Source organism: Muriicola marianensis (genome assembly GCF_014638095.1).
GTDB lineage: Bacteria > Bacteroidota > Bacteroidia > Flavobacteriales > Flavobacteriaceae > Muriicola > Muriicola marianensis.
This window is the reverse complement of sequence record NZ_BMFH01000002.1, coordinates 104,208-123,505: the sequence shown is the minus strand read 5'-3', so window position 1 is coordinate 123,505 and position 19,298 is coordinate 104,208. Positions and strand designations below refer to the sequence as shown.

At 48.8% G+C, this 19,298-nt stretch carries 16 protein-coding genes; 7 read left to right on the top strand and 9 right to left on the bottom strand.

What is annotated here, in order from left to right; genetic code table 11:
- Positions 1-3 precede the first annotated feature (3 nt).
- Genes IEV19_RS11515 through IEV19_RS11505 form a run of 3 tightly spaced genes read right to left on the bottom strand, consistent with a single transcriptional unit; the run spans position 4 to position 2,956 of the window.
- Positions 4-216, bottom strand: coding sequence for a hypothetical protein (locus IEV19_RS11515; protein ID WP_188370892.1), 213 nt, complete (start codon positions 214-216; stop codon positions 4-6).
- Positions 217-228: 12 nt separating this feature from the next.
- Complete coding sequence (locus IEV19_RS11510; RefSeq protein ID WP_188370891.1) at positions 229-1,200, bottom strand: aldo/keto reductase; 972 nt, start codon at positions 1,198-1,200, stop codon at positions 229-231.
- 19 nt (positions 1,201-1,219) lie between these two features.
- Positions 1,220-2,956, bottom strand: coding sequence for an alpha/beta hydrolase-fold protein (locus tag IEV19_RS11505; RefSeq protein WP_188370890.1), 1,737 nt, complete (start codon positions 2,954-2,956; stop codon positions 1,220-1,222).
- A gap of 123 nt (positions 2,957-3,079) precedes the next feature.
- Between IEV19_RS11505 and IEV19_RS11500 the strand changes: the two genes are divergently transcribed.
- Positions 3,080-3,235: a hypothetical protein gene (locus tag IEV19_RS11500; RefSeq protein ID WP_188370889.1), complete on the top strand. Its 156-nt coding sequence runs from the start codon at positions 3,080-3,082 to the stop codon at positions 3,233-3,235.
- A gap of 47 nt (positions 3,236-3,282) precedes the next feature.
- Here IEV19_RS11500 and IEV19_RS11495 read toward each other — a convergent pair whose 3' ends face one another.
- The 4 genes from IEV19_RS11495 to IEV19_RS11480 all read right to left on the bottom strand — a co-directional run bounded on the left by IEV19_RS11495 (position 3,283) and on the right by IEV19_RS11480 (position 9,600).
- Positions 3,283-5,316: a M13 family metallopeptidase gene (locus tag IEV19_RS11495; RefSeq protein WP_188370888.1), complete on the bottom strand. Its 2,034-nt coding sequence runs from the start codon at positions 5,314-5,316 to the stop codon at positions 3,283-3,285.
- 93 nt (positions 5,317-5,409) lie between these two features.
- Positions 5,410-6,294, bottom strand: coding sequence for a bifunctional methylenetetrahydrofolate dehydrogenase/methenyltetrahydrofolate cyclohydrolase FolD (gene folD, locus IEV19_RS11490; protein ID WP_188370887.1), 885 nt, complete (start codon positions 6,292-6,294; stop codon positions 5,410-5,412).
- A gap of 64 nt (positions 6,295-6,358) precedes the next feature.
- The gene (gene ffh, locus IEV19_RS11485; protein WP_188370886.1) at positions 6,359-7,690 is read right to left on the bottom strand and encodes a signal recognition particle protein; all 1,332 of its coding nucleotides are present in this window, start codon (positions 7,688-7,690) and stop codon (positions 6,359-6,361) included.
- A 140-nt stretch (positions 7,691-7,830) separates the two neighbouring features.
- Entirely contained in the window at positions 7,831-9,600 is a 1,770-nt protein-coding gene (locus IEV19_RS11480; protein WP_188370885.1) for a hypothetical protein, read from the bottom strand.
- A 126-nt stretch (positions 9,601-9,726) separates the two neighbouring features.
- Between IEV19_RS11480 and IEV19_RS11475 the strand changes: the two genes are divergently transcribed.
- From IEV19_RS11475 to IEV19_RS11465, 3 genes are all read left to right on the top strand, one after another.
- Entirely contained in the window at positions 9,727-10,227 is a 501-nt protein-coding gene (locus IEV19_RS11475; protein ID WP_188370884.1) for an RNA polymerase sigma factor, read from the top strand.
- Between the two features lie 110 nt (positions 10,228-10,337).
- Entirely contained in the window at positions 10,338-11,246 is a 909-nt protein-coding gene (locus tag IEV19_RS11470; RefSeq protein ID WP_188370883.1) for a FecR family protein, read from the top strand.
- Complete coding sequence (locus tag IEV19_RS11465) at positions 11,227-13,773, top strand: TonB-dependent receptor (RefSeq protein ID WP_188370882.1); 2,547 nt, start codon at positions 11,227-11,229, stop codon at positions 13,771-13,773. Before IEV19_RS11470 ends, IEV19_RS11465 begins: the two co-directional genes overlap by 20 nt.
- On the opposite strand, the gene IEV19_RS11460 is transcribed toward IEV19_RS11465, so the two are convergent.
- Positions 13,770-14,624, bottom strand: a complete 855-nt coding sequence (locus tag IEV19_RS11460) for a Brp/Blh family beta-carotene 15,15'-dioxygenase (RefSeq protein ID WP_188370881.1) — start codon at positions 14,622-14,624, stop codon at positions 13,770-13,772. The two genes, IEV19_RS11465 and IEV19_RS11460, sit on opposite strands and share 4 nt — an antisense overlap.
- A 128-nt stretch (positions 14,625-14,752) precedes the next feature.
- Between IEV19_RS11460 and IEV19_RS11455 the strand changes: the two genes are divergently transcribed.
- A complete protein-coding gene (locus IEV19_RS11455; protein ID WP_188370880.1) occupies positions 14,753-15,481 on the top strand; it encodes a bacteriorhodopsin-like in 729 nt (242 codons plus the stop codon).
- A gap of 49 nt (positions 15,482-15,530) precedes the next feature.
- Here the strand turns inward: IEV19_RS11455 and argS are convergent, their stop codons facing one another.
- Positions 15,531-17,315 (bottom strand): arginine--tRNA ligase, encoded by a 1,785-nt coding sequence (gene argS / locus IEV19_RS11450; protein WP_188370879.1) that lies wholly within the window; start codon positions 17,313-17,315, stop codon positions 15,531-15,533.
- 122 nt (positions 17,316-17,437) lie between these two features.
- On the opposite strand from argS, the gene IEV19_RS11445 reads away from it, so the two are divergent.
- Positions 17,438-17,863: a hypothetical protein gene (locus tag IEV19_RS11445; RefSeq protein ID WP_188370878.1), complete on the top strand. Its 426-nt coding sequence runs from the start codon at positions 17,438-17,440 to the stop codon at positions 17,861-17,863.
- Between the two features lie 3 nt (positions 17,864-17,866).
- Positions 17,867-19,297 carry an SDR family oxidoreductase gene (locus tag IEV19_RS11440; RefSeq protein WP_188370877.1) on the top strand — a complete coding sequence of 477 codons (1,431 nt, stop codon included), beginning with the start codon at positions 17,867-17,869 and terminating at the stop codon, positions 19,295-19,297.
- Position 19,298 lies beyond the last annotated feature (1 nt).

Below are 19,298 nucleotides of genomic sequence, written 5' to 3'. Positions count from 1 at the left end.
CCACTATGTTCTGGTTTCTCCATTTTCAGGACCTTTACGGGATTTGAAACGATTCCATATCCAGAGAAAAATGGCGTAGACAAGGCCAAAGACCAGTCCGTCTCGTAATTCCCGGACCAGCACCTCCTTAGTGATCTCTTTTTCGAGGATCAATGAGATCAGGACATAAAGGATGGCTGCTATGCCTACCTGAGCGATAAATCTTTTGCGTTCCATATTCCGTTAGGTTTATTGAGACCAGGAAGTTGGGACCCGATCCCAGCGATGGGCGCGCAGGGCGGTATACAGAGTTTCATCCAGTCCTCTCCCGTCACTGGTGCCGATATTGGATCGTACGTGTTCCCCTTTTCTCATACCCGGGATCACCGTGTCTACCTGGTCGTTCATCAGGATAAATCGGAGCGCCATCTCTGCCATGGTCATGTCCTGGGGCACCAGGGGCCTGAGCCGGTCTGCCCTTTCCGCACTCGGGATCAGGTTTTCAGGCACGAAATAGGTACCCCTCCAGTCGCCTTTGGGGAAGACTGTGTCTTTCGTGATGTTGCCGGTGAGCGTGCCCTCGTCAAAAGGGACCCTCGCGATCACTCCAATATCCATCTCATCGCATAGTGGAAACAACTCATCTTCCGGGGCCTGGTCGAAGATGTTGTAGATCACCTGAACCGTATCTATCAGTCCGGTCTTCAGAGCTCTGATCCCGTTCTCCGGCTCCCAGCGGTTCATGCTGATCCCCATGGCTGCTACCTTACCTGCTGTCTTCAGCTCTTCCACGGCACGCTGCCACTCTTCCCGTTCTGCCCAGGTATCATCCCAGGTATGGAACTGCATGAGGTCTATCTGTTCTACATCCAGGTTCTTCAGGGTGCGATGGGTGTAATCCATGACGTGGTCCGTGGGATAGGAATCCTCAAAGGTGTACTCAGGACGGGCGGGCCATTTAAAATTCTTCGGGGGGATCTTACTTGCTGTATAGAGTTTTTTCCCGGGGTGTCTTTTCAGGAGTTCTCCCAAAAGCCTTTCGCTATGCCCTTCTCCATAGCCCCAGGCCGTATCGAAGAAATTAAGGCCCAACTCTACGGCCAGGTCCAGTGACCGGGCTGATAGCCGGTCGTCCGATTCCTTCCAGGAACCCATCCCCCACATGCCATACCCAATCTCACTTACCTCCCAGTTTGTCCTGCCAAATCTCCTGTATTCCATATTGTTCGTTTTTTCGAGTTTATTTATACCGCCAGCTGGTCAGATCTGCTCCTGCGGGGGCCGATTTCCAGATCCTGTCCATGATCTTAGGCACATACATGCTGTTGTACCTCAGCCTGGAGATGTGGTTGGGCAGCTCCGGATCCCCATTCCAGCAGTGTTCTGCCCTGTCTCCGTATGCCACTTCCCCTTCGTAATAGGGATCTGTAGTGCTTTCCAGGAAATCCTCCATAAGGTAGACGGCATTGTTGAGGTAGTAATTGTCCATGTCCCCGCAGTAGATGTGGATCTTTCCCCTGAGTTTTTCCCCCAGCTTATCCCAGTCGCGTTCCAGGATATACCTCAGGTCGAAGTTCTCCTTCCAGTATTCGGCCACTTCATGGTCTATTTCACCCGTCATCTTATCCCAGATGCGTTTGGGATATCCATCTTCCCCCTGGGGAGAATAGGTAGCCTCCCAGATATCCCATTGCTGGCCGGAGCGCGACTTGTCGCCCAGGACGAGTTCCATATGGTTGTTGCCTCGGACGGTACCCTGAATCTGCCCCAGGTAATCCCTGTGTGCAGGCACTTCCAGGTCCACAAAATCGCTTTTGTAGTAATAGGCATTCTCATCCTCGTAGATATTGGTGAGGCAGTACGCCCTGAAATCGATTGGGTCGGGACAGGCAGCGAAACAGCCGTTGTACTCGTCCGGGTATTTTACTTGTACCGCCAGGGCTTCCCAACCCCCGGTAGATCCCCCATAAAGAAAACGCGACCAGCCTTCACCTAACCCCCTGAACTGAGACTCGATAAAGGGGATCAATTCATAGGTTATGGCGTCTCCATAAGGGCCCTGACTGGCAGAGTTCACCGCGTAGGAGTCGTCGTAATAAGGGGTAGGATGCTGTATCTCGATGATCAGAAACCTGGGGAAATCAGGGTCGATCCACCGTTGATAGAAATCGTAAGCCTCCTGCTGCTGTATGATGTTGTAACCTTCCACGTCGAATCTTGCCGAATAATCCGGTTCCAGTCCGGGGTCGGGAGGCGTAGTCCTGAATCCACCGAAATCATCCGGAAAATGCCCGTGAAAGATCATCAGGGGGTATCGGGCCTCGGGATGTTCCTTAAACCCCTTGGGCAGCAGGACATGTGCTCCGAGATACATATCCCGTCCCCAGAACTCCGAAAGCCTTTCAGACCGAATCCTGATGTGCTTGATCCACTCTGTATCCTCCGGTTCTTCAATAGGCGGGATCTTCTGATCCATGACTACTTTAAAGGAACCGATACCGTCATTCCCCACAGTGATCTTCACAGGAGTGCTGTACAGATTTCCGGGAGACCGGTTCCATTGCTGTCCTTCCCCGTTGTCCATAGGGAGTTTTACAGTCTGTCCTGTTGAGAGATTAAAGGTCTCATAGACATGAAGCAGGGTCTGTACCCAGTATTCTCCCGGAGGGACTTCCGATAGGTCCGGGATGGGATATCCGAAGGCTTCTGCATCAAATTTCACGGATTCTCCCGGCTTCATCCCTTCGATATTCATCCCAAAGATCAGCTGGGTTCCCGGGCCATCATTGATCTGAAAGCGGGGTTCGGCCTTGTTATCCCTGGCAAGCATAAGAAGCAAACGGCCATCGAGGGTATCCTCAGATAAAGAATCAGCAAAGGCAATCGAAATCTCTGCGTTCGGCCCTGAGGAATCAGACCTTTTGCAGGATAGACTGAGCAGGATCAAACAGCCCAGTACGAATAGGGTATTTTTCATTTTATCGATAAATTTTCGATAAAAGGTACCGTTTTTTGGGAATGTCAGCAATACCAAAGGGCCTTTTTGACCGTTTTATATAATCAGTAACTCGGTAATCGACACCTACTAAATTATTGAGCTATGAAACGTCCCTATGTGCTTTATTTTCTGCTTGTGATCATCTCTATCATCTTCACCTGGAGCTGCACCAACGACGAGGGTGACAACGATCTGGACATCCTCACCCCTAATGATACCACCCAGGCGGTTTATAAAACCACAGAGATCCCCAAATAAAAAGCCCCCCTGGCTGGGAGGCTCTCTTTCAATATATTTTGTTCTTCTTACCAGATCTTGACCCGTTTCTCCGGGGCGAGATACAGGCTATCACTTTCTTTCACATCAAAGGCCGAATAAAATTCCGGTACATTCCGCACCACTCCGTTCACCCTGAAGTCTGCGGGTGAATGTGGGTCTGTGCTGATCTGAACGCGCAGGGCTTCATCCCTGGCCTTGTTCCTCCAGGACTGAGCATAGCCGATAAACACGCGCTGCTCGCCTGTATATCCATCCATCACAGGTGCTTCAGCCCCATTTAGTGACATTTTATAGGCTTTCAGGGCGATACTCAGTCCGCCCAGGTCACCAATATTCTCTCCCAGGGTGAATTCGCCGTTGATATTGAGCCCGGGCAGAACCTCAAACTGGTTGTACTGCTCTACCAGGGCTCCTGTCCTTTTCTTGAACTCCTCTTTATCAGTATCGGTCCACCAGTTACGCATGGCCCCATCTCCGTCAAAGGTGCTGCCCATATCGTCAAAGCCATGGCCTATCTCGTGCCCGATCACGGCACCTATGGATCCATAATTTACCGCATCTTCAGCATTCAGGTCGAAGAAGGGAGGCTGCAGTATGGCTGCCGGGAAGACGATCTCGTTCAGGGTAGGGTTGTAATAGGCATTGACGGTCTGAGGTGTCATACCCCATTCTTCCCTGTCTATGGGTTGCCCCAGCTTGGCTAGCTCCCGGTTGTACTCGTACAGCTGAGAACGCTGCATATTGCCGTAGAGATCATCTTCTTTGATCTCAAAATCGTATTCCTTCCATTTGTTAGGGTACCCGATCTTGGGAGTGAACTTGCTGAGTTTATCAAGGGCCTCTTTCTTGGTATCATCACTCATCCAGTCGAGTTCTTTAATACTCGCCTCATAGGCCTTGAGCAGGTTTTCAACTAGTTTCTCCATTCTTTCCTTGGCCTCCGGGGGGAAGTGTTTTTTGACATATACCTTGCCCACGACCTCACCAAGGGTGCCGTTCACCGCAGAAACACCCCGTCTCCAAAGCGGGCGCTGTTCCTTGGTCCCCCTGAGCTCTGCGCTGTAGAATTCCCAGTTCTGCCGGTCCATGGCCTCGTTCAGCCTTGAGGCATTGGCATCGATGACCCCCCATTTCAGGTAAGTCTTCCAGGTATCCAGGGGGGTTGAAGTGATAATGCCGTCCAATGCCTTGGTATAATCGAGCATGAGTACGCCCAGTTTTTCCTGTTGGGCCAGTCCGGCTTCACTCAGGAAAGCCGTCCAGTTAAACTGAGGCATGATATTACCCAGGGTATCTACCGGAAACATATTGTAGAGGGAAACCAGGTCCCTTGTCTTTTCCTTTTCCATGTGTTCTTCTGCCAGGGCGGTCTCCAGGTTCATGACGGTACTGGCTGATTCTTTCCCATTGGGGAGTCCGGCCAGGTCGAACATTTTTTCTATGTGTTCAACGTATTTGGCGCGGATCTCCTGAGACCTCTCATCGTCCTTGAGATAGTATTCCCTGTCCGGAAGTCCCAGGCCGGATTGCCAGGTGTAGACTGTGTAGATTGTCGGATCCTTAAAATCCTGGTAAATGAACAGTCCCAGCGGTACGTTGATTCCCATTTTGTTCGCATAGGCAAAATAGGTTGCCAGGTCGTCGTAATTAGCCAGGGCGTCGATCTTTTCGAATACAGGCTTCAAAGGGGCTACCCCGATCTCGTTCCTCTTGTCAAAGTTTACGTAGGAGGTATAAAGATCCCCGACCTTTTGCTCATCTGATCCCTCTGCAAAATCCCCCTCAGAAGATTCCTCTATGATCTTCTTCACGTTTTCTTCAGACTCTTCATAGACGATATAGCCGACGCCGTAACTCGATTTGTCGTCAGGAATGGGAGTGTTCTTCACCCAGGTCCCGTTGACGAAGGCCGTGAAATTATCGCCGGGATTCACCGTCGTATCCATATACTGGGTCAGGATACCAGAGGTAAGTTCTTTTTCTTCTTTCTTTTCGGATGTGCAGGAGACCACGGCCAGGGCAGTAAAAGCGATCAGGCCATAGACAGTCTTTTTGATCATAATACAGTGTTTTAGTTCGTTACCATTTGACTCTCAAAGGGCAGAAATGTTACAATTTTGAGTCAAATTCAGACGTAAAAAGATGTGACCCTATCAGGCCTTTGCCCTGTGGCGTTCCCTGGCAAGCAGCGTATTCTTTAACAGCATAGCTATGGTCATGGGACCCACTCCCCCGGGAACAGGAGTTATATAGGAAGCTTTTTCCTTTACCTTATCGAAATCCACATCTCCGGTGATATAATATCCCTTTTCTTTGGTTTCATCCTCCACGCGGGTGATCCCGACATCGATGATCACGGCACCGGGCTTGACCATATCTGCTTTTAGGAAATGGGGTACCCCCAGGGCTGAGACCACGATATCGGCCTGGAGGGTAAGTTCTGCAATATTTTTCGTTCTGCTGTGGCAAAGGGTGACGGTGGCATTGGCAGCCTTCCCCTTCTGGCTCATGAGTATGCTGATGGGCCTTCCCACGATATGGCTTCGTCCGATGATCACGGCGTGTTTGCCTTCGGTCTCCACCTCGTAACGCCTGAGCAGCTCCATAATTCCGTAGGGAGTGGCGGAGATAAAGGTCTCCATATCGAGGGCCATCTTCCCGAAATTGGTGGGGTGAAAACCATCTACATCCTTGTCGGGATGCACGGCCATCAGGACCTTTTGTTCATCTATGTGCTTGGGTAGCGGAAGCTGTACGATGTACCCGTCTATCTCAGGGTCCTCATTCAGGTCGCTGACAAGCTGCAGTAATTCTTCTTCCGTGGTCTCTTCGGGCAGGTGCTTCAGGGTGGATTCGAAACCGATCCGCTTGCAGGATCTTACCTTGCTGCCGACATAAGTAAGGCTGGCCCCGTCATTACCCACCAGGACGGCTGCAAGATGAGGTACTTTTTCACCCCTTTGTTTCATTTCGGAGACCTCTAAGGCTATCTCATCCTTGATCTGATTTGAGATCTTTTTGCCGTCTAGAATGACCATATTATTTGTTTTCGAATTTATTGACTATCCAGAGAAACCCGGAATACTATGGGATTTTATAGGTCTATCCCCTCAGGCCACCCATCATCTGCATCATCTTTTTGCTGCCTCCGCCCTGCATCATCTTCATCATTTTGCCCATCTGGTTGAACTGCTTCAGCAGCTGGTTCACCTCCTGTACGTTGCGTCCGCTGCCTTTTGCGATACGTTTTTTCCTGCTGGCATCGAGTATGGACGGATTGGACCGTTCTTCCGGGGTCATGGAATGGATGATAGCCTCCACATGTTTAAAGGCATCATCGTCAATATCAAGACCTTTCAGAGCCTTTCCGGCACCGGGAATCATCCCCATCAGGTCCTTCATGCTTCCCATCTTCTTGATCTGCTGGATCTGTTTGAGGAAGTCGTCGAAACCAAAAGTGTTCTTCGCGATCTTCTTCTGTATCTTCCTGGCCTCTTCCTCATCGAATTGCTCCTGTGCCCTTTCCACCAGTGAGATAACGTCTCCCATCCCAAGGATACGATCCGCCATCCTGTCCGGATGGAATACGTCCAGGGCATCCATTTTTTCACCCGTACCAATGAACTTGATGGGTTTGTTGACTACGGACCTGATCGAGATCGCTGCCCCACCCCGTGTATCTCCATCGAGTTTAGTGAGGATAACCCCATCAAAGTTGAGAACATCGTTGAAGGATTTGGCCGTATTGACTGCATCCTGCCCCGTCATCGCATCCACTACGAAAAGGGTCTCCTGTGGTTGTACGGCATCCCTGATCTGGGAGATCTCGGTCATCATGCGTTCATCAACAGCGAGCCTACCCGCGGTATCTATGATGACCACGTTCTGGCCATTGGCCTTGGCATGGGCGATCCCCGCCTTGGCAAGTGCAACCGGATCGGAATTTTCCTTATCTGAAAAAACGGGTACACCAATCTGCTCCCCTACCACGTGCAACTGGTCTATAGCCGCAGGCCTGTAGACGTCGCAAGCCACCAGCAGAGGGTACTTGTTCTTCTTGGTCTTGAGGTAATGTGCCAGCTTTCCGGAGAACGTGGTTTTTCCGGATCCCTGTAATCCCGACATCAGGATCACGGAAGGATTCCCGGACAGGTCGATACCCGCAGCATCTCCGCCCATAAGCTCAGTAAGCTCGTCCTTGACGATCTTCACCATCAACTGACCGGGCTGGAGGGTGGTCAGCACGTTCTGGCCCAGGGCTTTGTCCCTGACCTTATTCGTAAATTCCTTGGCTATCTTGAAGTTGACATCCGCATCGAGCAACGCCCTTCTCACTTCCTTGGTGGTCTCAGCCACATTGATCTCAGTGATCTGCCCATGCCCTTTCAGGACATGCAGGGCCTTATCCAGTTTCTCGCTTAAATTGTCGAACATATCTGCTTTACCTTTAGAGGAATGCAAATTTAACAATTGGAACGGGATCAGAGAAGTTCCCTACCCTAAAATCCAAAGAAAAAGGGCCGCTTCCCGGAGGAGCAGCCCTTTTATCAACACATGGGGCAAAAAAGGTGTGCTTATGGTTTTTCAAAAACAAGCACGTCATAACTTGCATTGGTATCGCTATAGCTCTTCAGCTCGATCCTGTTGCTGGTCATAGACACAAAGTCCCAGTCGTCAGTCAGGTCGGCGAGTTCCCCTTCTATCCCTGCATTCAGGTAAACCTTGAGTTTACCGTCGCTGTTGCGCAGAACTCTCCAGATACCGGGCTGAGTCGTTCCGGTCTGTCCGAGCGTAATGCTCATCACATGCTCTGCTCCGAAGACAAAGGTATAGGGCATGAAATTCTGGGTTTGATCCACCTCACCTTCACTGTAATGGGCTACCATCCATTCACCGCCCATCATCACATTTCGGATCTCCAGTACATCACCGTCAACATTTGCAGGATCGTCATCGCACACCCTCTGTACTATAAGCTCATAGGCAGTGCCTTCTATATTGAATTTCAACCTGTCGTTCCTGAGGTCGCTCAACAACCATTCGAAGTTCAGCGAAGGCTCATTTCCGAATTCAAGGGCCAGTACCAGCCTGCCCTGGGCGTTGGTCGTGATCACCCACGATCCCTCTGAGACGTTGATCCCGTTGCTTAAGGTTACCACACCTTCAGCCATGAACTTGAACTCATATCCAATCAGTCGTTCGATCTCATCACCATTGAGGAGTACTTTCTTGATCACCCACGCACATTCCCTAAGAATCTCACGTAGCGTGTTCGGATCGTCATTAAAGACATCGCAAACAGATTTCAGGATGATCTTGTTGCCTCCTTCGGCGTACAATTTGATCTTTCCGGGCTCTATTTCGTATACGAACCACTCCAGGTTAAAGTCGACCAGGAAATCGAACTCCAGGTTCAACAGGACTCCACGGTCGGTGATGCGGGTACTCCAGAACCCGTTCAACACATTTCCGGCGCGATCCTTGACCGTAACAGCTCCATCCTCCGTAAAGTTCATCAGGTACTCGAAGTACTGATCGGTCTGACTGATGGCATCTCTTTGTACTTCCCTGACCAGCCATGGGCATTCTGTAATGAGATTATTGAACCTCTCCAGGGTGAAATCGTCGTCATTGTAGTCATTGTCATCATCCTCGTCGCAAGCATCCTTGGCATTCTCAATGGCAGCTGCCAACTCGGCATTACTGTTCACAACCACCTCTGTACCGTCATACAATTTGAGGGTCACCGGGAAATCGATGCTGATCAGGTCATTCTCATCAAGACCTTTGAAGAACAGTCTCAATTCTTCGTCGTTATTCACGGTAACGCTTCCGGTCTGCTGCTCATTGATGTCAAAAGTGAACAGGGTGATCGGATATACGAAATCTATACATTCGATATCGTCATCAGCACCTCCTTCAAGACATTCCTCTGCAAGGGCCATTAGTTCCTCCCTGTTGTTGATCGTGATCTTAGTGTAATCACTAAATGTGATCGTAACAGGGAAAATGATTTCCAACACATCCACGTCGGTGTCGATGGCATCAAAGATCTCTTCAATGACCTGGAGGTCTTCACGGGAATCGATCGTGATCTCAATTCCGTTCACCTCAACGGTATAGGGAAAATCCAGTGCAAAACAGCTGGCGCCGTCCACGATATTGTCAAAGGACCCGTCATTGGCAGAGGTCCTCTCAATCAACCGTGCCGTTGAGGAACTGGCCATAATGGTCTGTTGCTCATCCGGCCCGGGAAGTTCCTCAAACTCATCCTGGCAGGATGTCACCATCAGTGTCGCCATAAACAGCAGGGAGAACACTGAATACTTGAATACATTTTTCATAACGATTTGGATTTTTTTGTTGTTCGTACAGAGATAAAACAGATCTGAAAGGAAAAACCCTACCCTGTTTTTAATTTTTTTTAAAATATCTTTGAATGACACCGATCAATAACGCAACAACACCTTATGGATAATGTTTGTGAAGAACAGGTTTTTAATACCATCTTCAAGTCCAATTCTAAAACGATCTTTAATTACATATATTATAAATACGGCAACGAGGAGAAAGCCTATGATGCTGTGCAAGAGGCTTTTGTGAAGCTGTGGGAGAATTGTGCCAAGGTAGCCCCGGATAAGGCCAAGGCATTTGTCTACAAAGTGGCCAATAATCTATACCTCAATGTATTGAAGGCGGAGAAGGTGAGACTGAATTACGCTTCGAACGTCAGGATCAGTCCCAATCCCGAATCCCCGGACTACCTGATGGAAGAGAAAGAGTTCAAAGAAAAACTGGACAGGGCCCTGGACAGCCTGCCGGAGAATCAGAGAACGGTATTTCTGCTGAACAGGATAGACGGGAAAAAATATGCGGAGATCGCAGAGATGGAAGGGGTAAGTGTCAAGGCGATCGAAAAGCGGATGCACCTGGCCCTGAAAACCCTTAGGGAACAGATCGATGGAATCTAAATTGTTACATGCGCTCACCCCGGGTTTTACGGGGAGTGAGAAAAAAAGTATCGACCAACGGTAGGGTTTTTGTTTTGTGAAATGTTATATAGGAGTAAAGTTTAGAAATCATGCAGGAAAATTACCTGGCCAAATGGCTTAATAACGAACTCAGCGAAGAGGAGCTGGCTGCCTTCAGGAAAACTGAAGAGTACGCCTCCTATGAGAAGATCGCCAGGGCTTCCAAAGGCCTTACGCCTCCCGCGTTTGATATGGACAGGGCCCTTGCTGATTTAAAATCGAGAAAACCACAGGAGACTAAAGTGGTCAGGATGCGTCCGACCCGTTACCTGATGCAGATCGCAGCCGCAGTAACCGTGCTGATCGCAGCTTCTATCTTTTACATTGCCACCCTCGATGAGACCTTTACCGCCGAATACGCTCAGCGCACGGAGGTCATTCTGCCCGATGCCTCGGAGGTGATCCTCAATGCAGGTTCTGAGCTGTCCTACAGCGAGAGAAATTGGGAGAATAAACGGCAACTCAACCTTGATGGGGAAGCCTTTTTTAAGGTGGCCAAAGGAGAAAAGTTTACCGTGAATACGGAAGCAGGTGCCGTGAGTGTACTGGGGACCCAATTCAACGTAAAGAGCAGAAAAGGCTTTTTTGAAGTGACCTGCTATGAGGGTCTCGTCAGTGTTGAATACAGCAGATCACAGAAAAAACTCCCCGCAGGAAGTTCATTTCTGGTCATTAACGGAAGGATCACAGATACCCAGGCTCCGATGACCACTGAACCGTCGTGGGTCAACAATGAGAGTAGTTTCAGGAGTATCCCCCTGTCCTTCGTCCTGAAGGAGTTTGAACGGCAGTTCAAAATAAAGGTGGAGACCAGGAACGTAGACCTCGATGAACTTTTTACAGGTACTTTCAGCAACACAGATATGAATTTGGCGTTACAGAGTATAAGTACTCCTTCTCAAATAAGCTTTACCTTAGAGGGGAACAAAGTACTCTTTTATGGAGATAACGCGCCTTAAGAGTTTCCTTTTTTGTTTATCCGTCCTTTTCTTAGTCCATACTTCAGGTCTGGGCCAGGATAACAACAGGGTAGATCTGATCGCATACCTGTTAAGGCTGGAGCAGGAATTCAATGTTAAATTTTCTTATGTGGATGAGGACCTGATGGATATTCAGGTCAGTCCGCCCGCAGTATCAGAACTGACCCTGATCCTCGATGCGATCCGGGAAGAGACCCAGTTGAGGATCGAGAAACTCTCCGACAGGTACTACAGCATCGTGCAGCGCTCTACGGTAGACGTTTGCGGCTATGTATATGACAATTTCGGGGCGAATACCATTCCCGGGGCCTCTGTCGAGGTTTTGGGGGGCAGTGTGGCTATCGTCACGGATATGGATGGAAAATTCACCCTGACCAATCTTCCGCGGGATGCCACCCTGCGTATTCGATTCCTGGGATTCAAGCCACGCTTTGTGACGGCATCAGACCTGGCAGGCAACGACTGCCCGTCACTGCTAATGGCCGTTAGTTATCAGGAGTTGCAGGAGGTAGTAGTGTATCAGTTCCTGACCACCGGGCTCTCGAGGGAAACCGATGGCAGCATCCTCCTGAGCACAGATGATTTCGGGATTCTTCCCGGTTTGTCTGAGCCCGATATCCTGCAGACCGTTCAGGCCCTGCCGGGAATCAAAAGTATAGATGAGACCGTGTCTGATATCAATATCCGTGGTGGGACCAACGACCAGAACCTCATCCTGTGGGATGGGATCAAAATGTACCAGTCGGGGCATTTCTTTGGTCTCATTTCTGCCTTTAACCCCTATCTGACCGAAAAGGTAACCGTCATCAAGAACGGTACCAGTGCCCAGTATGGCGACGGGGTCAGCGGGATCATCAGCATGGAGACCCGTGATGAGATACAGGATCGGATTTCAGGGGGAGGAGGATTTAACCTGATCAGCGGGGACGTTTATGGGCATATTCCGCTTTCTGAACGACTCGCTATTCAGATCTCCGGCCGCAGATCTGTAACTGATTTCCTCAACACTCCTACTTACAATCAGTTTTTTGACAGGGCTTTTCAGGATACGGAAGTTAAAGGAGGCGGGGGCGCCGATGAAGCCATAGAACGGGAAGAGAATTTCTATTTCTACGACTTTACAGGCAAACTGCTGTACGATATCAATGAGGATCACAAACTGAGGGTCAGCGCGATCTATATCAACAACAACCTCGACTATCTGGAAAGCAACCGGGACACGGGACGGTCTGACCAGAGTTTGCTGGACCAAACCAATTTTTCCTTTGGCGGCCGGCTGGCAAGCAGGTGGACAGATCGATTTTCAAGTCAGGTCATCACCTACTACACCCGCTATAACCTCGATGCCCAGAACGTAACGGGTAACGGAGAGCAATCCCTTTTCCAGAACAACCAGGTTTTGGAGTCCTCTTTTAAACTCAATACGAAATTCGACTTCACAGAAGAACTAAGCAGCCGAAATGGCTATCAGTTCACCGAGGTGGGGATCACGAATTTCACGAATGTAAGTCAGCCTCCTTTCCTGAGCAACGTCAAGGGAGTAGTTAGGTCGCACGCCTTGTTCAGCGAGATCCAGTACGGGTCTGAAGACGGCAAATTCGACTTCCTGGGTGGCGCACGGCTCAACTACCTGGTGAACCTTGACACTTTTGAGGAAGTGATCCTGGAACCCCGGCTCAATATGAGCTATATGCTCCTGCCCGATTTCAGGTTCGAAATCCAGGGGGAATTCAAAAACCAGGTGACCAATCAGATCATCGACCTGGAACAGAATTTCCTCGGCATCGAAAAAAGGCGATGGATCCTGTCAGATGAGGACACCTTGCCTATCACAAAGAGCAAACAGGGCTCCCTGGGATTCAATTACGACAAGAATCGCTGGTTCCTGAGCCTGGAAGGATTCTACAAGGAAGTTACAGGGATCAGTACTTCAACCCAGGGATTTCAGAACGAAGACCAGTTCAATGGGGAAATCGGCAGCTATACCATCAGGGGAGGTGAATTCCTGGTCAACTACAAGAACAACAGCTTCAGTAGCTGGTTGAGCTACGCCTACAACAAGAATACCTACTTCTTTGAGGATATCACTCCATCAGAATTCCCGAATAACCTCGATATCACCCATACGGCTACCCTGGCCGCAACCTACAACTACAGGGACCTAAAATTGGGCTTTGGCCTGAATTACCGGACGGGCAAACCCTTTACCAAACCCCAGGAGGGTCCCAACATCATTGATATCTCGGTTTTCCCAAACCGGATCAATTACGAGAGTCCGAACAGCAGCAGACTACCTGATTATCTCAGGGCAGATACATCCCTCATCTATTCTTTCGATCTCAGCAAGGGGGTCAGGGCCACAGCAGGTGCCTCTGTCCTCAATATCTTCGGAAAGAGAAATGTCCTGAATACCTATTATCGTCTCAACGACCAGAATGAGGTCGAAACCGTGGAGAGTATTTCCCTGGGGCTTACGCCCAATGCGAGCTTCAGGGTCAGTTTTTAAGAACGGTTCAGCCGATTCATAACGATCACATGCGGAAATGTGATAGCAGCCAGGAAGTAGATCAAGATAGAGAGGAACAAGCCCTGCTTATCGTGAAACAGATAATAAAGGCCTGCGAGTCCGATCATAGAAAAGATCCAGTATATAAAAGAAGTGCGGAAGTAAGACAATAGGGAAGCCTTAGAAATCTTTCCGTACAGGAACCTTGTCTGGTCCATCAGGGAAGGGATGCTGTGCCAGATCACAAAGTAGATACTGAAGGCCCATATGAGGGAAGCGGTTTTAAAGACGATAAAGAAAACAAGCAGAAAGAACAGTTCCTTGATCATATTCACTTTGATCTTTCTTTTCCACAACCACCAGAAATAGATCAGCATAAAGATACCGAAGGAAGAGGCGAGGGTGTAGAGGTAGTGATCTGCCTGCAGGTTAATGCCCGTAATCTCATAAATGATGGGGGTGACGGCATCGGCCTGGCAATAAAAAAGCAGGAAGAAGATCACCATGCCATAGCAGGTATAGAAAACATACGCCAAAAGTGATCTTTCTGTGTATTGGGCCCAGTGCTGCTCCCCGAAATGGTAACTGCTCGCCAGCACAAAAAAACCCAATGCCAATACCGGAAAAAAGGAAAAAAAGGCTACCGTGAGGGCAATGACGGTAACATAACTTATCAGGGCCCGGAGAAAAAAATTTTTTTTGGAACTCCCGGAAGTTTGCTGAATCAGTTTTAAATCGTTCGAGCCGTGAAATATCCCGAATGTAAAGATGAGGAAATAAGACAAAAAGGCTTCGGCCTGAACATCGAAATATACAGAAAGCCAAAGGGAAAAAAAGGTGGCAACAATCATAAAACTGCTAAAAGTGTTAATATTTTGTTGTTTTTTTTCCAAATCCATAAAATTTCGTGGTCAAATTTATGAAATTATGTTCAACTTTTCATATGTTTGCTTAAACAAAATTAACTAATTCTATTTCTATGGAAAATTTTTTATCATCAATTTCACTGGTCTCCAGGTTGGCGACCGATGATTATGTAGGGTTTACCTTCTTCGTGGGCTGTATGGCCATGATGGCGGCCTCTGCATTTTTCTTCCTGTCGATGAACAGCTTCGACAAGAAGTGGAGAACTTCAATCCTGGTTTCAGGATTAATTACGTTTATCGCAGCAGTACACTACTGGTACATGAGGGATTACTGGGCAGGATTCGCTGAGTCTCCTACTTTTTTCCGTTATGTAGACTGGGTGCTGACTGTACCGCTGATGTGTGTTGAATTCTTCCTGATCCTCAAGGTAGCAGGAGCTAAGAAATCCCTGATGTGGAGGTTGATCTTCGCTTCAGTGATCATGCTCGTAACCGGATACTTCGGAGAAGCCGTCTATAGAGACAGCGCTGCTTTCTGGGGTCTGATCTCCGGTATCGCTTACTTCTGGATCGTTTATGAGATCTGGTTCGGAGAAGCCAAGAAACTGGCTGTTGCTGCCGGTGGATCTGTACTGAACGCTCACAAAACGCTCTGCTGGTTCGTTTTGGTTGGATGGGCGATCTATCCTATCGGTTACATGGCTGGAACTCCCGGATGGTATGAAGGGATCTTTACCGGCCTCAATATGGATGTGATCTACAACATTGGTGACGCCGTTAACAAGATCGGCTTTGGACTCGTGATCTACGGACTTGCTGTAGCTCAGAGTTCTGAAAAATAATTTTCCTGAGAACAAATATTTATAAAGGCCGCTTTCGAGCGGCCTTTTTTTACATCCTTTCAGGAACCTGTATCCCCAATAAATCAAAGCCGGAGCGTATCACCTCCCCAACTACGGCAGAAAGATTCACCCTGAAATCCCTGATCTGTTCGTCTGCTTCCCCCAGGATGGTAACCTGCTGGTAGAAAGAATTGAACTCCTTGACCAGGTCGTAGGTGTAATTAGCGACCAGGGCCGGACTGAATTGTTCGGCTGCCTCTTGAACGATCGCCGGGAATAAGAGTAATTGCTTGATGAGCTCCCTTTCTTTAAGGTGTAGTCGTATCCTATACTTCGTTGAAATTTTATCGAAATTTTCTTTATCAAAATCGGCCTTTCGCAGGATCGATTGTATCCTGGCGTAGGTATACTGAATAAAGGGACCTGTATTCCCCTGAAAATCGACGGATTCCTCCGGATTAAACAGGATGCGTTTCCTGGGGTCTACCTTCAGGATAAAGTATTTAAGAGCTCCCAGGCCGATGATGTGGTAGAGTTCCTTTTTCTCTTCCTCCGAATACCCATCGAGTTTGCCGAGTTCTTTGGAAATCTCTTCCGCAGTATGCGCCATATCCTCTACCAGGTCATCCGCATCCACCACCGTCCCTTCCCGGCTTTTCATCTTGCCTTCGGGCAGGTCTACCATCCCATAACTCAGGTGGTAAAGGTGTTCTGCCCAGCTGAATCCGAGTTTTTTCAGGATGAGGAACAATACCTTAAAATGGTAGTCCTGTTCATTTCCCACGGTATATACCATCCCGTCGATATCGGGAAAGTCCTTTACCCGCTGAATGGCCGTACCAATATCCTGGGTCATATACACAGCGGTACCGTCCGCCCTTAAAACGATCTTTTCATCCAGGCCGTCTTCCGTCAGGTCGATCCACACACTCCCATCCTCTTTCCTGTAGAATACGCCTTTCTCAAGTCCATCCTCCACCACCTCTTTTCCGAGCAGGTAGGTATCACTTTCGTAATAGAGTTTATCAAAATCAACGCCAAGGCGGGAATAGGTTTCTTCAAATCCTGTATAAACCCATGAATTCATCGTCTTCCACAGGCTGACCACCTCCTCGTCTCCCGCCTCCCATCTCCGTAGCATCTCCTGGGCTTCCAAAAGGATAGGCGCCTGTTGTTCTGCATCTTCCCTACTCCTTCCCTCTGCCATCAACTGTTCGACCTCCTTTTTATAAGCCTTATCAAAAGCCACGTAGTAGTTCCCTACCAGTTTATCACCCTTTAATCCAGTAGATTCCGGGGTTTCTCCTTTTCCATATCGCTTCCAGGCGAGCATGCTCTTACAGATATGGATGCCCCGGTCATTGATGATCTGGGTTTTATAGACCTTCTTCCCCGAGGCTTTGAGGATCTCCGACACAGAGTACCCCAGCAGGTTATTCCTGATATGGCCCAGGTGTAGAGGTTTGTTGGTATTGGGGGAGGAATATTCGACCATTACGGCCCCCTGACCTTCTCCTTTTACTCTTCCGTAATCCTCAGCAGTTTGTATATCCTGAAATGATCCCAGATAGTATTCATCAGAAAGGGTGAGGTTCAGGAATCCCTTGATAACATTGAATCGGTCTACCTCGGGTAATGCCTCGCTCAGGAACTCCCCTAAGGCCTGACCGATTTTCTCGGGATTGCCTTTTACATATCTCAGCATGGGAAATATCACCACGGTAATATCTCCTTCAAAATCTTTCCTCGTAGGCTGTAATTCTACTGCAGGGAGTTCCACTCCAAAGAGGGTGTTTACAGCTTCTTTTGTCTTTGAGATCAATTGGTGTTCCATGGGCCGGGACTAACCTTCTTTAAAGTTGCAAAACTACATATTTTTTAAGCTTTTATAATCCTGTTAATAAGGATTCCACAAGGATTTCGGTAACTTTAGGGCGCTATTGAAAAAGAAAGAGAATGTTAGTCAACGTATCCTACAACAACAAGGAAATCACGCAAAAGATCGATGAGGAGGTCGGGAAGCCTTTTCCGCTCAGGGAAAGGTGGGCCATGGGAGGGATCGGTTCCCCAAAATTATTTATCACAGCTTCGAGTGTGGAGATCCGAAATCTCCTGATCCTGGACAATAACCTGGACAGCTGCAATGTTGAGCTCAGGCCGAAAGGGATTATCGTCAGGTTTCGCTCCCTCTTGGAGACCTTTGCCCTGGTCATCCCGTATTACAAACTCACCCTCTACAAAGGGGACATGGCGGTATACTCCATCTACAGGGACCATCATTTCATCAAAGTGCGTTCAGATACCAAGGCGGTGCAGAAGTTCTTTAAAAAACTGATGGGCCTCAAGGCAGACAATACACCAACTCAAATTGACGACCTCTGATCCATGAAGATCCTCCTGACAGGCGCGAATGGTTATATCGGGATGCGGTTGCTCCCCAGGCTCCTGGAGCTGGGCCATGACGTAGTGTGCGCCGTTCGCGACCAAAAAAGGCTTTCAGTAGATGAGGAGACCCTGAAGAAAATTGAGGTACTGGAGATCGATTTCCTGAGCGAGGTAAAAGAAGGCCTGGTTCCCAAAGACATTGATGCTGCCTACTACCTCATCCACTCCATGAGTTCATCTACGGAAGACTTCGACGAGAAGGAAGCCCTGTCAGCAGAAAACTTTAACCGCTATCTCGCACATACCAGGGTACAACAGGTGATCTACCTCAGCGGTATTGTCAATGAGGAGAAGCTTTCTAAACACCTGGAATCCAGAAAGAATGTTGAGGACATTCTCTATCAGGGATCCTATCACCTGACGGTCCTTAGGGCCGGAATCATAGTGGGTTCCGGAAGTTCGTCCTTTGAGATCATTAGAGACCTTTGTGAAAAGCTCCCTGTAATGATCACCCCAAAATGGGTATTGACCAGAACACAGCCCATCGGCATCAGGGATGTGATCAATTTTCTCACCGGAGTATTGGGCAGGGAGGACACTTACGATCAGTCGTTTGACATAGGGGGCAAGGACATCCTCACCTACAAGGAGATGCTTCAACAATACGCCAAGGCCCGCGGATTCAAGAACTGGATCTACACGGTCCCGGTGATGACACCTAAACTCTCCTCCTACTGGTTGTATTTTGTGACCTCCACTTCATACAAGCTCGCCGTCAACCTGGTCGACAGTATGAAGATGGAAGTAGTGGCCAGGGACAACCGCCTGCAGGAACTGCTCGGCCTGGAGACCCACACCTATCTGGAGGCCATCGACATGGCCTTTAAGAAAATCGAACAAAACCTGGTAGTCAGTAGCTGGAAGGACAGTATGGTCAGCGGACGCTTCCAAAAAAACCTGGAAAAGTACATCCAGGTTCCGAAATACGGTGTCTTAAAAGACGAAAAGAAGATGAAGGTTGACGATCCCGACGCCGTCCTGAAGAATATCTGGCGCATTGGGGGTGAACAGGGATGGTATTACGGCAATTGGCTGTGGAAGATACGGGGCTTTATCGATAAGCTAACCGGGGGAGTCGGGTTGAGAAGGGGGCGCACTCACCCTGACAAGATCTATCCGGGCGATTCCCTTGATTTCTGGCGTGTACTCCTGGCCGATAAAAAGGGAAAGCGCCTGTTGCTCTTTGCCGAAATGCGACTTCCCGGCGAGGCGTGGTTAGAATTCAGGATAGACAAGGATTCAGTGCTGCATCAAACAGCAACTTTCAGGCCTAAAGGACTCAGGGGAAGGCTTTATTGGTATACCATCCTTCCATTTCATTACTTTATTTTCGGGGGAATGATCCGGAATATTGCCCGGGCCAGGACCTGAA